The 12717-nt window shown below is 61.6% G+C and carries 16 protein-coding genes and 1 pseudogene; 11 read left to right on the top strand and 6 right to left on the bottom strand.

Annotated features, from left to right (window positions below):
* Positions 1 to 5: 5 nt before the first annotated feature.
* A complete protein-coding gene (locus tag AC07Y0_RS00100; protein WP_498673326.1) occupies positions 6 to 956 on the top strand; it encodes an MBL fold metallo-hydrolase in 951 nt (316 codons plus the stop codon).
* Positions 957 to 1010: 54 nt separating this feature from the next.
* Here AC07Y0_RS00100 and AC07Y0_RS00105 read toward each other — a convergent pair whose 3' ends face one another.
* From AC07Y0_RS00105 to AC07Y0_RS00115, 3 genes are all read right to left on the bottom strand, one after another.
* A complete protein-coding gene (locus AC07Y0_RS00105) occupies positions 1011 to 2093 on the bottom strand; it encodes a YeeE/YedE family protein (RefSeq protein WP_498673328.1) in 1083 nt (360 codons plus the stop codon).
* Between the two features lie 66 nt (positions 2094 to 2159).
* Entirely contained in the window at positions 2160 to 2507 is a 348-nt protein-coding gene (locus AC07Y0_RS00110) for an ArsR/SmtB family transcription factor (RefSeq protein WP_498673329.1), read from the bottom strand.
* A gap of 43 nt (positions 2508 to 2550) precedes the next feature.
* Entirely contained in the window at positions 2551 to 2904 is a 354-nt protein-coding gene (locus AC07Y0_RS00115; RefSeq protein ID WP_498673332.1) for a thioredoxin domain-containing protein, read from the bottom strand.
* Between the two features lie 97 nt (positions 2905 to 3001).
* Between AC07Y0_RS00115 and AC07Y0_RS00120 the strand changes: the two genes are divergently transcribed.
* The 10 genes and pseudogenes from AC07Y0_RS00120 to AC07Y0_RS00165 all read left to right on the top strand — a co-directional run.
* Positions 3002 to 3736: a cytochrome c biogenesis CcdA family protein gene (locus AC07Y0_RS00120; RefSeq protein ID WP_498673333.1), complete on the top strand. Its 735-nt coding sequence runs from the start codon at positions 3002 to 3004 to the stop codon at positions 3734 to 3736.
* Between the two features lie 9 nt (positions 3737 to 3745).
* On the top strand, positions 3746 to 4330 hold the full coding sequence (locus AC07Y0_RS00125; RefSeq protein WP_498673336.1) for a SoxW family protein: 585 nt from the start codon (positions 3746 to 3748) through the stop codon (positions 4328 to 4330).
* A 133-nt stretch (positions 4331 to 4463) separates the two neighbouring features.
* Entirely contained in the window at positions 4464 to 4931 is a 468-nt protein-coding gene (gene soxX, locus AC07Y0_RS00130) for a sulfur oxidation c-type cytochrome SoxX (RefSeq protein WP_498673337.1), read from the top strand.
* A 23-nt stretch (positions 4932 to 4954) separates the two neighbouring features.
* Positions 4955 to 5404, top strand: coding sequence for a thiosulfate oxidation carrier protein SoxY (soxY, locus tag AC07Y0_RS00135; RefSeq protein WP_498673339.1), 450 nt, complete (start codon positions 4955 to 4957; stop codon positions 5402 to 5404).
* A 27-nt stretch (positions 5405 to 5431) separates the two neighbouring features.
* Positions 5432 to 5761 carry a thiosulfate oxidation carrier complex protein SoxZ gene (gene soxZ / locus AC07Y0_RS00140; protein WP_498673341.1) on the top strand — a complete coding sequence of 110 codons (330 nt, stop codon included), beginning with the start codon at positions 5432 to 5434 and terminating at the stop codon, positions 5759 to 5761.
* Between the two features lie 128 nt (positions 5762 to 5889).
* Positions 5890 to 6744 carry a sulfur oxidation c-type cytochrome SoxA gene (soxA, locus tag AC07Y0_RS00145; protein ID WP_498673343.1) on the top strand — a complete coding sequence of 285 codons (855 nt, stop codon included), beginning with the start codon at positions 5890 to 5892 and terminating at the stop codon, positions 6742 to 6744.
* Between the two features lie 93 nt (positions 6745 to 6837).
* A complete protein-coding gene (soxB, locus tag AC07Y0_RS00150; RefSeq protein WP_498673344.1) occupies positions 6838 to 8526 on the top strand; it encodes a thiosulfohydrolase SoxB in 1689 nt (562 codons plus the stop codon).
* A 97-nt stretch (positions 8527 to 8623) separates the two neighbouring features.
* Complete coding sequence (gene soxC, locus AC07Y0_RS00155; protein ID WP_498673347.1) at positions 8624 to 9901, top strand: sulfite dehydrogenase; 1278 nt, start codon at positions 8624 to 8626, stop codon at positions 9899 to 9901.
* Positions 9885 to 11039, top strand: a complete 1155-nt coding sequence (locus AC07Y0_RS00160) for a c-type cytochrome (RefSeq protein WP_498673349.1) — start codon at positions 9885 to 9887, stop codon at positions 11037 to 11039. The genes soxC and AC07Y0_RS00160 overlap by 17 nt, the downstream gene beginning before the upstream one ends.
* A 110-nt stretch (positions 11040 to 11149) precedes the next feature.
* Positions 11150 to 11522: pseudogene (locus tag AC07Y0_RS00165) on the top strand (HipA domain-containing protein); the annotation flags it as partial.
* Between the two features lie 177 nt (positions 11523 to 11699).
* Here AC07Y0_RS00165 and AC07Y0_RS00170 read toward each other — a convergent pair.
* From AC07Y0_RS00170 to AC07Y0_RS00180, 3 genes are all read right to left on the bottom strand, one after another.
* Positions 11700 to 12230 carry a Rid family hydrolase gene (locus AC07Y0_RS00170; protein WP_498673351.1) on the bottom strand — a complete coding sequence of 177 codons (531 nt, stop codon included), beginning with the start codon at positions 12228 to 12230 and terminating at the stop codon, positions 11700 to 11702.
* A complete protein-coding gene (locus tag AC07Y0_RS00175) occupies positions 12230 to 12361 on the bottom strand; it encodes a helix-turn-helix domain-containing protein (RefSeq protein ID WP_498673352.1) in 132 nt (43 codons plus the stop codon). Before AC07Y0_RS00175 ends, AC07Y0_RS00170 begins: the two co-directional genes overlap by 1 nt.
* A gap of 149 nt (positions 12362 to 12510) precedes the next feature.
* Positions 12511 to 12636 carry a hypothetical protein gene (locus AC07Y0_RS00180; protein ID WP_498673353.1) on the bottom strand — a complete coding sequence of 42 codons (126 nt, stop codon included), beginning with the start codon at positions 12634 to 12636 and terminating at the stop codon, positions 12511 to 12513.
* Between the last annotated feature and the right edge of the window lie 81 nt (positions 12637 to 12717).

Genomic DNA, 12717 nt, shown 5'->3' on the forward strand with positions numbered 1-12717 from the left:
GACACATGACGCACCATCAGGCCCACGCCAAAATTGCGCTCGATCGCATCAGTCGTCGCAACGTCCTGCTGGGCGGGCTCGGCCTGTTGGCATCTGCGGCACTACCCCGGCGCGCCGTCGCACTGGGGCGCATCGCAGCGGGTGACGGCGAGATCATGACGATCAGCGACGGCAATCTCAGCCTGCCGATGGCCTTCCTCTATCCGGAGGTACCCAAGGCCGAACTCGAGCCTTTCCTCACGGCAAACGGCCTGCCGACCGATACGCTGATGCCTGACTGCAATGTCACCGCCTTGAAGCGTGGCGACCGGGTCGTGCTGTTCGATGTCGGCTCGGGCTCGAACTTCATGAAGAGCGCCGGCCGGCTTCTCGAAAACCTAGGCGAAGCGGGGATCGATCCGGCTTCCGTCACGGATGTCGTGTTCACCCATGCCCATCCGGATCACCTCTGGGGCGTCACGGACGACTTCGACGAACTCGTGTTCGCCAACGCTGCCTATCACATCAGCCAGACGGAATGGGATTTCTGGTCGTCGCCGGACACTCTGGCAAGTGTGCCGGTGGAGCGGCAGAGCTTCGTCGTCGGAGCGCAGAGCCGGTTCAAGTTCATCGAAGACAAGGTGAACTTCATCAAGCCCGGTCAGGAGGTGCTCCCCGGCGTCGAAGCGGTCGACACGAACGGCCACACGCCCGGCCACCTGTCCTTCATCGTGCACGGCGGCAGCGAGCCGACGCTGATCGTCGGTGACGCGCTCAGCAATACGGCGATCTCGTTTGCCCATCCCGAATGGCGTACCGGAAGCGACCACGACCAGGAACAGGGCGTGAAGACGCGGCAAGCCTTGCTCGATCGTTTGGTCGCCGACAAGGCGACGATCATCGGCTACCATTTTGACCATGCGGGCATCGGTCACGCTGAGCGGAAAGGGAGCGCCTACGCCTTTATCCCGGCCTGATCGGACGGAGACGTCCACCTTGCCCGCACTGAGCGACAAGGGCATCCTGCGGCCTCAGGATCTTGACGTCGAAAATACTGCGAGCGGCGAACCCTCGATCAGGTAGGACAGTCCCATCCTGGCGCCGACGATGATCGAGACGAGGACCAATGGGGCGGAAATCGCCAAGGCGGACACGGCTGTCACGCCCTGGCCGATCGTACAGCCCATGGAAAGAACACCGCCGACGCCCATCAGGAAGCCGCCAAGCAGGTGTCGGCTGAGTTCCCGGGCATCGTCGCAGGCTTCCCAGCGCACCTGGCGGCGGAACAGGGCGTTGAGGCTGGAACCAACCACCACCCCGATGACGAGCCCGACTCCGTAGTCGGGTACGGAACCGGTGAAGGTGACGAGATGGAGCAGCGTGTCGGCGACTGGCACGACGAAGGAACCGGCTTCGAGCTGCACCACCTCGAACGAGGTCTCGGCCGCCCAGGCGGTCATGAACCAGCCGAAGGCGATCACGCCGCCGATGATGGTTCCCGTCGCGACGGCTCGGTACTGCCTGCGATAGCGGGCGTCCGCAAATATCCACCACAACATGCCCGCGGCGATGAGTGCTGCGACGAGGAACTGCACGTCGACGCCGGCAAGGTACGATACGATAAGGCCGAGCGACTGGCCGCCGGCAAAACTCATGTCGATCGCCAGGGCGTCAACGAAGGGCACGCGTGCCTGTGCGATAAGGCCCTTCTGCGCCGAAAGCGCGCTCAGCGCCAGGACGATCAGCACGATCAGCGAGCGAAGGCTGCCGCCACCCAGTCGAACGAGAGCACCAAACCCGCAGGTTCCCACGAGCGCCATGCCGAAACCGAACATGATGCCGCCGAGAATGGCGCCGCTCCAGGCAAAGCCGGATCGGACATAGAAGCTCTCGTTGGGGGTGGCCCAGCCGAACGCATGCAGGGTCTGGGTAAAAATCAGCGCCATGGCCGCAGCCAGCATCCAGGTCCTGACGCCCGTGCCGTCTCCAGCATACCAGAGCCGTTCCAGCGACGACATGGTGCAGAATCGCTGGCCCCGGGCGACATAGCCCATCAACGTGCCAGCCAGCAGTCCGGCAAGGGGCAGAAGCCACGGCGATGCGGCGAAATCCATTTCCTTCCTCCCATGGTCTTGCGGCATGTTTGTCGCCCGGCGCTCCCCCGCCTGGCGATGGCCGCGCTATTTCTCGCCTCGCACCTCGGCGCAGAAGAGGTCGTAGAGGTTTTCGATAACGGACGAGACTTCCTTGCCGGCGAGCGAATAGTAGACCGTCCTGCCATCGCGTCGGGTATTGACCAGCCGATCGAAGCGGAGGCGAGCGAGTTGCTGCGACACCGCCGCCTGCGGCATGTCCATGATCTCCTCAAGCTCCGACACTGACCTCTCGCCCTCGGTCAATAGGCAGAGGATCAGCAGCCGATCCTCATGGGACAAGGCCTTGAGCAGTTCGCTTGCCTTGCGCGCCCGGGCGAAAAGACCGTCTCGCGTTTCCGGCGACCGCAATGCGTTGACCTTTGGCAGGCTCATTTCCCAATTCCTCTTTCGTCATAAGCTTCGAAGATCGAAGCACTTACTGCGGCAGCTTGGCAATCAATTCCGCGATCCTGAACCAGAAGAACTCGTCTCCAACATAGCCGCGCAGCCTACCGATTTCCTTGCCTTCATGCATCAGAATAAAGCTGGGTGTAAATCGCTCGCGTTGTATGCCGGCCAGATCGTCCGGCCAGGGCTCGGTGATATCGACGCGCCGAAGCGGTGCGCGCATGCCTTCCTGCGTCTTCGGCCAGGCCGGGGCGATCTGCGAGTCGAACTGCCGGCACCACGGACAGCCAGGCTGCACGAGAACGACGAGCTCTGCCGCGTGCGTCTGGAACGCCGCAGATACGACCCCGAAAAGCAGGAGCAGTCTGAAAACCAGGTGCAATTGACATCCCTCAATTTGCCGTTTGCAATATATAGATAAATTTGCATACATGGGAAGCACATTCGTTGACGCGTGCGGAGATCTTGGGAGGGATCGGATGCTTGATGTCAGTCTGGGTGGAGCATTCTTGGCGGGATTGCTCTCCTTCATTTCCCCATGCGTCCTGCCGATCGTGCCGCCTTACCTGGCTTGGCTGGCCGGCGTGAGCTTCGACCGGTTGAAGGATGCTTCGCCCGGGCCGGCGGAGCGCCGGCAGATCGTCTTCTCCGCGATTTTCTTCGTACTCGGATTCACGACCGTTTTCGTGGCGCTCGGCGCGACCGCGAGCCTCGTGGGCAAGACAATCGCCCAGTATTTCGACGTCCTGTCGATCATCGCCGGCGTTATCATCATCATCATGGGACTGCACTTCCTCGGGATATTCCGCATCGCCTTCCTCTATCGCGAGGCGCGCGTGCAGGTGGAGAAGAAGCCGGCCGGACTGATTGGCGCGTATATCCTCGGCCTCGCCTTCGCCTTCGGCTGGACGCCCTGCGTCGGCCCGATCCTCGCGGCAATCCTGTTCATCGCCGGCAGTGAGGGATCGGCGGCCCAAGGCGCGGTTCTCCTTGCGGTCTATTCGCTCGGTATCGGCATCCCCTTTATCCTTGCCGCGGTGTTCGCCAGCCGGTTCCTGGACTGGGCGATGCGGTTTCGCCGGCATCTGCGCAAGGTGGAGATCGCCCTCGGCCTGTTCCTGATTGCGACCGGGTTGCTGTTCATAACCGGCCAGATGTCCCGGATCTCGTTCTGGCTGCTCGAGACATTTCCCGTGTTTCAGTCGATTGGATAGGAGGAACCCATGCTGAAGTCGTTTGGCCTGTCGTTGGCCGTGCTCGCCCTCGTCCTGATGCCAGCCTTGGCCGAGGAAGTCGGGGATGACGGGTTGCACAAGGAGGAATGGTTCTCGATGACTTTCCGCGACGTGTCGGAAGACATCGCCGCGGCTCAGGCGGAGGGCAAGCGCCTGGCGATCATCTTCGAGCAACGCGGCTGCATTTATTGCCGGGAGATGCACGAGAAGATCCTCTCCGATCCGGAGGTGCGCAACTACATCAAGGCGAACTACATGGTGGTCCAGTACAACATGTTCGGCGACGAGGAGGTCACCGACACGGATGGCGAGGTTCTCACCGAAAAGTCCGCGGCGCGCAAATGGGGCTACATCTTCACCCCGACGATTGTCTTCCTTCCTGAGAAGCTCGATGAGAAGGTTCCCGTGAGCAAGGCAGCCGTGGCGACGATGCCGGGCGCATTCGGGAAACTGACGTTCCTCAACATGTTCCGCTGGGTGCGCGAGAAGGGTTACGAGGGCGGCGAGCACTTTCAAGTCTACCACGCCCGGATCGTCAATGAGCTGCGAGCGGCGGGAAAACTTGAAGAATAGTCCATAAAATCAGACGGATGATTACATATGCAAGAATTTAGATTTTTCTATTGATCTAGATCAATCTCGGGTCTATCGTTTGTCATAAGGAGCGGATCGCTGGCCGGTTCGGGAGTTTGGGAGGACTCGAAGAATGAAGTTAGTCGTAGCTTGCTTTGCCGCTACGGCGGCTCTTGCGCCCATCCGGACGACATCGGCCGCCGAGATTGCCCCGGCCGACGTCCCGTATGACGGCGCCACCATCAAGACATCGCTGACCGGTGTGCCGGGCAATCCGGAGGAGGGCGCAAAGGTGCTCGCCAATCGCAGCCTCGGAAACTGTCTCGCCTGTCATGTGGTGACGCCGCTGGCCAAGGAGCAGTTTCACGGCGATGTGGCCCCGACCCTGGACGGCGTCGCTGACCGTTGGTCTCCCGATGATCTGCGCGGCATCGTGGTCAACGCCAAGCATTCGCTGAATCCGGATTCGGTCATGCCCGGCTTCTACACGCTCGAAGTGGGTATCAATGTGCGCAAGGACCTGGTCGGCAAGACGATCCTGACCGCACAGCAGGTTGAAGATGTGGTGGCTTATCTGGTCACCTTGAAGGACGCCAAGTAGGCGCGGTCATGGAGGAGAAAATCATGAAACTGACAAGGCGACAGGTCCTGGCGCTGACGGCGGGTGCTGCGGCCGTCTCGGCAACCGGCGGGCGTTTGGCCTTCGCGGACGTGCCGGCGACGGACAAACGGATCGCCGATTTCGCCGGCGGCAAGACACCGGAGACCGGCAAGATCACGCTGACCGCACCCGAGATCGCCGAAAACGGCAATACCGTTCCGATCTCCGTGGATGTCGAGAGCGCCATGAAGGACGGCGACCTGGTCGAGTCGGTGATGATCGTGGCAGACGGCAATCCGAATCCCGAGGTGGTGACGTTCCACTTTACCGCGCTCAGCGGTTCGGCATCGGCGACTACGCGCATTCGCCTGGCCAAGACCCAGAACGTCATTGCCGTCGCCAGGATGGCGGACGGCTCGGTCTATATCGACAAGAAGGAAGTAAAGGTCACCATCGGCGGCTGCGGCGGCTGAGCGGCTTTTACAGAGGAGATTGAGGAAATGGCAGCAGCACCCAAACCACGTATCAAAGTCCCTAAGACGGCAACAGCCGGCGAAGTCGTTCTGATCAAGACCCTGATCAGCCACGAGATGGAGTCCGGCCAGCGCAAGGACAAGGACGGCAAGCCGATCCCGCGCAAGATCATCAACAAGTTCGCCTGCGAGTTCAACGGTAAGCCGGTGTTCTCCTGCGACATCGATCCGGCGGTTTCCGCAAACCCGTATTTCGAGTTCAGCGCGATCGTCAACGAGACCGGCAAGTTCAAGTTCACCTGGACCGATGACGACGGCTCCGTCTACGTCGACGAGCAGCCCATCACCGTGAATTGACCGCCTCGCCGTCGCGCCGCGCCCCATGGGCGCTGCCAGCCATCCGCCTTTGCGCATCGCGCGGAGGCGCGCAGCCGATCCGTCGCGGGCGATGCGGAGCGTTCGCCGTTATCTTGGGAGGGGTAACCATGAGAAGACTTTCGTTGGCGCTTGCCGCCGGCCTTTTGGCAATGAGCAGTCCCCTGGGTGCCGCCTTTGCGGATCCGGTCGATGACAAGTTGATCATCGACGACAAGGAAATGATCACGCGCACCAAGGCGCCGGAAGGTCACCCGTTCGAGGAGGTGCTGTCGGGCTGGCTGTTCCGCGAGGCGGAAACGCGGGCGACGGAGGCGGATTCCTTCGCCAATCCCGGTATGCTGGCGGTCGAGCGCGGCCAGGAGATCTGGAATACTGTGGACGGAACGGCTGGCAAGTCCTGCGCCTCCTGTCACGAGGACGCCTCGGTGTCGATGAAGGACATCGGCGCGCGCTACCCGAAGTGGGATGCCAAGGCCAACAAGCCGATCAACATCGAGTTGCAGATCGACAAGTGCCGCACCGAGAACATGGGGGCGGAAGCCTACAAGTTCGATGCCGAGGAGCAGGTGGCGCTGACGACCTATATCAAGCACCAGTCGCTCGGGACGCCGGTATCCGTCGATCTCAAGCAAGGCGAGATGCAGACCTGGTGGAACAAGGGCAAGGATCTCTACTATACCCGCATGGGTCAGTTGAACCTGTCGTGCTCCAACTGTCACGAGAACAGCATGGGTAAGTTCATCCGTGCCGACCATCTGAGCCAGGGCCAGGTCAACGGCTTCCCGACATACCGCTTCAGCGCACCGGCAATGGTCTCGCTGCACAACCGCTTCCGCGGCTGCATCCGCGACACGCGTGCCGAAATGCCCAAGGCGTTCTCGGACGACCTGATGGCGCTTGAAGTTTATGTCACCTGGCGCGGCCTCGGCCTGTCGGTCGAAACGCCGGCCGTCCGCCAGTAAAAACCGGCGGCGAGGTCGCCGCCGCCCCGCTAACGACGATGTGGATAGCGCGAGATTTGCCGCGAGGGGCACTCGTGTTCATGGGAGAAGTGTATGTTCTCGAGACGTGAATTGCTGATGGCGGGCGCCGCCCTGTCTGCGATCGCCGGTTCCGGGCTTTCCGGCCGCTGGTCACAGGCCGTCGCGCAACAGGGGCTGACCGAGGACGGCCTTCTTGACTTCCAGTCGACCGGCAATGTCACGATCCTGCATGTCACCGACCTGCATGCACAATTGGTGCCGGTCTATTTTCGTGAACCGTCGATCAATCTTGGCGTGGGCGGCGTCGCCGGGCTTCCGCCCCATGTGACCGGTGCCGATTTCCTCAAGCTCTACAATATCGAGCCGGGGACGCCGGAAGCCTACGCGATGACGTCCGACGACTATGTCGCGCTTGCCAGGAGCTACGGCAAGATGGGCGGCCTCGACCGGATCGCTACGATCGTGAAGCGGGTAAGGGCGGAGCGAGGCGAAAAGGTTCTCCTGCTGGACGGTGGGGACACGTGGCAGGGCAGCTATACGTCGTTGCAGACCAAGGGGCAGGACATGGTCGATGCCATGAATGCGCTCCAGCCCGACGCCATGACGGGCCACTGGGAATTCACCTACGGCACCGAGCGGGTCAAGGAGATTATCGACGGACTGCCATTCGCCTTCCTCGGTGGAAACATCTTCGACACGGAGTGGAACGAGCCGGCCTTCGAGGCCTACAAGATGTTCGAAAAGGGCGGTGCGAAGATCGCAGTGCTCGGGCAGGCGTTTCCCTATACGCCCATCGCCAATCCGCGCTGGATGTTTCCGAACTGGTCGTTCGGCATCCGCGAGGAAGAGGTGGCCAAGAACGTCGCGGCGGCGCGCGCCGAGGGCGCGGATCTGGTCGTTCTCCTGTCGCACAATGGCTTCGACGTCGACCGCGCCATGGCGGCACGCGTTCCGGGTATCGACATCATCCTTGCCGGCCATACGCATGACGCGCTGCCGGAGCCGGTGATCGTCGGCCAGACGCTGGTGATCGCCTCCGGCTCGCATGGAAAGTTCCTGACGCGACTGGATCTCGACGTGCAGGACGGGAAGCTGAAATCCTATCGCCATCGCCTCATCCCGGTCTTTACCGATGTCATTGCGCCGGATGCCGAAATGACCAAACTGGTCGAGGAGATTCGTGCGCCGCACATGGCGGAGCTGAGCCGTGAACTGGCGACGGCCGAGAGCCTTCTGTATCGGCGCGGCAATTTCAACGGCACGTTCGACGATCTCATCTGCCAGGCGCTGCTCGAGGTACGCGAGGCCGATATCTCGCTTTCGCCCGGCTTCCGCTGGGGTACCTCGGTCCTGCCCGGCCAGAAGATCACGGTCGAGGACGTGCACAATGCCTGCTCGATGACCTATCCGAGTGCCTATCGCTCAAACATGAGCGGCCAAATGTTGAAGGACATCCTCGAGGATGTCGCCGACAACCTGTTCAACAAGGATCCCTACTACCAGCAGGGCGGCGACATGGTCCGCGTCGGCGGCATGGGCTATACGATCGACCCCAATGGCATCATGGGCAGCCGCATCTCGCAGATGACAATGCTGAAAACCGGCGAGGCGGTCGATCCGGCAAAAGACTATGTGGTTGCCGGCTGGGCCTCGATCAACGAGGCGACCGAAGGTCCGCCGATCTGGGATGTCGTCGAGGACTATCTGACGAAAAATCCGGTCGTGAACCTGCAGGAAAACCGTTCCGTGAAGGTCATCTGACGATTAAAAATGGAGGCTGCGCCAGCGGCGCGGATCTGCGGCATGATACATAGAAATAATCGAATATTTGCATGCAATGGAGCCAAAGGAGGAGCCGATGGAAAATCCTGAAAACCCGAAGTCGGCCGGACGCCGCAGCTTCCTCAAGGGTGGCCTGATGGGGGGCGTCGCGCTTGCCGGGGCCGCAACGGCCGGAAGGGCTCTGGCCGCCGGCGATCCGCTCATCACCGAGGTCCAGGACTGGAACCGCCTGCTTGGCGACGGCGTCGATGCGAAGCCCTATGGCACTCCCTCGCAATTCGAGGCGCATGTGGTGCGCAAGAACGTGCCATGGCTGACGTCCGACGCCATTTCGTCGATCAATTTCACACCGCTGCACGAGCTTGACGGGATCATCACGCCGAGCGGGCTGTGCTTCGAGCGCCACCATGGTGGGGTCGCGGTGATCGAGCCGAGCGCCCACCGGCTGATGATCAACGGCATGGTCGATAAGCCGCTCGTGTTCACCATGGAGGACCTGAAACGGTTCCCACGCGAGAACAGGGTCTATTTCCTCGAATGCGCTGCCAATTCCGGCATGGAATGGCGCGGCGCCCAGCTCAACGGCTGCCAGTTCACCCATGGCATGCTGCATTGCGTGATGTATACCGGCGTGCCGCTGAAGGCGCTGCTGACCGAGGCCGGCGTGAAACCGGAAGGCAAATGGCTGCTCGCCGAGGGCGCCGACGCCTCGGCAATGACCCGCTCGATCCCGATGGAAAAGGCGCTCGACGACTGCCTGGTCGCATTTGGTATGAACGGGGAAGCATTGCGCGCCGAGCAGGGCTATCCGCTGCGTCTCGTCGTTCCCGGCTGGGAAGGCAATATGTGGGTCAAGTGGCTGCGGCGGCTCGAGATCGGCGATCAGCCCTGGCAGCAGCGCGAGGAAACGTCGAAATACACCGACCTTCTGCCGGACGGCAAGTCGCGCCGGTTCACCTGGGCGATGGACGTGAAGTCCGTCATCACCAATCCCAGCCCTCAGGCGCCGATCAAGCATGGCAAGGGACCGCTTGTCGTCAGCGGGCTTGCCTGGTCCGGCCACGGAACGATCAAGCGTGTCGATGTCTCGCTCGACGGCGGCCGCAACTGGCGCACGGCACGCATCGACGGGCCGAGCCTGCCCAAGGCGCTGCATCGCTTCTATTATGAGTTCGACTGGGACGGCTCGGAGCTCTTCCTGCAATCACGTGCGATCGACGAGCAGGGCCTGATCCAGCCCACCAAGGACCAGTTGCGCAGCGTGCGCGGCACCAATTCCATCTACCACAACAATGGCATCCAGACCTGGTACGTCAACAAGGACGGAGGCATCGAGAATGTCGAAATTTCGTAAACCGCTGCTTCTGACCGCCGGACTGCTGCTCGCCTCGACCGCCATTGTCTTTGGTGGCGATGTCGCCGCTGGCAAGAAGGTCTTCGGCAAGTGCGTCGCGTGCCACATGGTTGGCGAAAATGCCAAACACAAGGTCGGGCCGGCGCTGAACGATGTCGTTGGACGCCAAGCCGGAACGGCCGAGGGGTACAACTATTCCCCCGCCATGAAGAATGCCGGGCTGGGCGGGCTCGTCTGGGACGACCCGACGCTGCATGCCTACCTTGCCAAGCCCAAGGATATTGTCAAAGGCACCAAGATGACCTTCGCCGGGCTGAAGAAGGAGGACGATATCACCGATGTAATCGCCTATCTTTCCACCTTCTCGCAGGCCGCACCCCCCGCCGTCGAAGCGCCGAAGGCCGAAGAGGCCCCGAAGACCGAGGAGAGCGCCGCGCCGGAAGCCGCCAAACCGGCTGAGGTCGCCGAAGCCGAGGCTGCGCCTGAACAAACGCCAACCGCCGCAAGCCTGCCAACTGCAGGTGTCGGCGCGCATCTTGGGCTCGGCCGCGAGGCGACGCCCGAGGAGATCGCCGCCTGGGACATCGATGTCCGCCCTGATGGACTTGGCTTGCCGGAAGGACGCGGCACGGTTGCCGAAGGCATGGCCATCTATGACGAGAAATGCGCCGCCTGCCATGGCGACTTCGGCGAGGCGGTCGGTCGGCGACCGGTTCTGGCCGGCGGCCATGGCACGCTGCAGGCCGACAGGCCGGAAAAGACCATCGGCTCCTTCTGGCCCTATCTGTCGACCGTCTACGACTATGTACGCCGTGCCATGCCGTTCGGGGATGCCCGTTCGCTGTCCGACGACGATGTCTACGCGCTCACGGCCTATCTGCTCTACCTCAATGACGAGGTCACTGACGAAGACTTCGAACTTTCGAAGGACAATTTTGCATCGATCAGGTTGCCGAACGAGGCCAACTTCATCGACGACGATCGTCTGCAGGAGCCGCATTATCTCGACAAGTCGGAACCTTGCATGTCCAATTGCGTGCCCGGCAAGGCCGCGATCAAGATGCATGCAGCGGTTCTGGATGTGACGCCGCAGGCCTCCGGCGACGACAAGGAACCGGCCGGCGGCGGTATCGACTGACCGTCCTCGCAGGGTCTCCTCCCCTTGGCGAAAGGATGGGCTTGGCTGGGGCAGAACTTGCCCCAGCCAAGTTAATTCTTCCCTTGGAAGCTATGGATACACCCCCTCCCATCATGGGCAATGGTGACATGCACCTCACAAACTGGTCGCTGATTTATCGCGGCGCGGGCGATAGGCCGGCACTCGCACCCGTCTACGACGTGCTTTCGACCATTTCCCTATATCCCGACTGATGCCATGGCGCTGTCGCTTGCAGGCGAGCGCTCGTTCAAGGCGATGAACGCGCAGCAATGGAAGACCTTTGCCAATCGAGCACGTCTGCCGGAAGCTGCCGTGCTCAAAGCCTTCACCGAGACAGTGGAACGCGTCAACCAGTTCTGGTGGTCTCTGCCAGAGCGCGACGTCGTTCCCCTAAAGGTGCTCGGGCGGATTGATGCGCAAGTCCAACTTATGACTCCGATCCTCGGCACTTGCGCGGATTAGGCATTGGTACCTTCCCGCGAGGCGTTCGTAACCGTTCGCAGTTCCATGCTGGAGAATTGCCCAGCGGGTCGATGGTTCAGATCCGTTCAAGAGCAATACGCTGCACAACAACCACGGCGACATGGCCGTCAGGCCTGGACGGCGGCGACTAAGCGGCGGCGGCAGACATCGACCAGGCTAGGCTCCTGAAGCAGCGCGCCGCCGATCCGCTCCCGCATAAGAAGAGCCGCCGCAGCGTCCGCACCCCGCAAAAGGCCGGAGTTCCTCGGAGCATTTCGGCAAATCCGACAGTCGCCTTTGTTTGACAGGATGCGTTTTCGCGACCGCTTCCGCTCTCGTCATAGGCCCGACTGGCGTTGCCGCGGCCACCGGCCGTTTCGTTCGCAGGATTGTGGCAGCGGTGGGGACGATCCGGCGATTGTCTTCACCCGTCAGGTCACAGGCATACGATCGCGTCGATCTCAACGAGTGCTCCCTTGGGCAGGGCGGCGGCCTCGAAAGGGGTGCGTGCCGGGGCAACATTCGGAAAAAAAACTCGGCATAGGAGGCATTGACGGCGGCAAAGCTGCCGAGATCCTTCAGGAGGACAGTCGTCTTGACCACCTTGGAAAGATCGGCGCCGGCGGTCCTGGCAATGGCCTCGATGTTGCGCAGCGACTGCCGGCACTGGTCGACCGGATCGTCGGAGATGAAGGCGCCCTCTAACATCAGGTCGATCTCGACATTGGGATTGTCTTCTCCATTCGCTGCAGCGTGCTGCGGGCAATGCCAAGACGCTCGGCCAGCTGGCGCTCGGTCATCTTGCGCTGCTTGCGCCCGAGGCGGACTGTTTTACGCAACAGCGTAAGCCCCTCGCCGCGTCTTGCGCATCAGACCCTCAAAATGACCATTTCACAAGGCATGTCAGCATGACCTGCATATATGACTTCCATTGTCTCACCAGTTTGCCTGGCATCGATCAAGTGACCGCTACACCGAACATATTGTGTCAATATGCCGTGTAAAAGGTCATGCTTTTGCGGCCAACACGGCGGAACAGGGGAGCGCCAGCCATGATTGCACTTGCACTTTCCATCAGCCCGATCGGATGATCGGCATGGTCAATCGTCGCCACCAGAGCCGCTCTCTTCCCACCCCTGGTATCGTCGTGGAGACGCGAAGATCGGGTGCAAACACGAGGATTGTTCCCAGCGCC

This window comes from Allorhizobium sp. GW101-3B10, from assembly GCF_059424725.1.

Coding starts and splice junctions, on each gene's coding strand:
- AC07Y0_RS00100 (WP_498673326.1), top strand. CDS start 6: ATGACGCACCATCAGGCCCACGCCAAAATTGCGCTCGATCGCATCAGT.
- AC07Y0_RS00105 (WP_498673328.1), bottom strand. CDS start 2,093: ATGGATTTCGCCGCATCGCCGTGGCTTCTGCCCCTTGCCGGACTGCTG.
- AC07Y0_RS00110 (WP_498673329.1), bottom strand. CDS start 2,507: ATGAGCCTGCCAAAGGTCAACGCATTGCGGTCGCCGGAAACGCGAGAC.
- AC07Y0_RS00120 (WP_498673333.1), top strand. CDS start 3,002: ATGCTTGATGTCAGTCTGGGTGGAGCATTCTTGGCGGGATTGCTCTCC.
- AC07Y0_RS00125 (WP_498673336.1), top strand. CDS start 3,746: ATGCTGAAGTCGTTTGGCCTGTCGTTGGCCGTGCTCGCCCTCGTCCTG.
- soxX (WP_498673337.1), top strand. CDS start 4,464: ATGAAGTTAGTCGTAGCTTGCTTTGCCGCTACGGCGGCTCTTGCGCCC.
- soxY (WP_498673339.1), top strand. CDS start 4,955: ATGAAACTGACAAGGCGACAGGTCCTGGCGCTGACGGCGGGTGCTGCG.
- soxZ (WP_498673341.1), top strand. CDS start 5,432: ATGGCAGCAGCACCCAAACCACGTATCAAAGTCCCTAAGACGGCAACA.
- soxA (WP_498673343.1), top strand. CDS start 5,890: ATGAGAAGACTTTCGTTGGCGCTTGCCGCCGGCCTTTTGGCAATGAGC.
- soxB (WP_498673344.1), top strand. CDS start 6,838: ATGTTCTCGAGACGTGAATTGCTGATGGCGGGCGCCGCCCTGTCTGCG.
- soxC (WP_498673347.1), top strand. CDS start 8,624: ATGGAAAATCCTGAAAACCCGAAGTCGGCCGGACGCCGCAGCTTCCTC.
- AC07Y0_RS00160 (WP_498673349.1), top strand. CDS start 9,885: ATGTCGAAATTTCGTAAACCGCTGCTTCTGACCGCCGGACTGCTGCTC.
- AC07Y0_RS00170 (WP_498673351.1), bottom strand. CDS start 12,230: ATGTTAGAGGGCGCCTTCATCTCCGACGATCCGGTCGACCAGTGCCGG.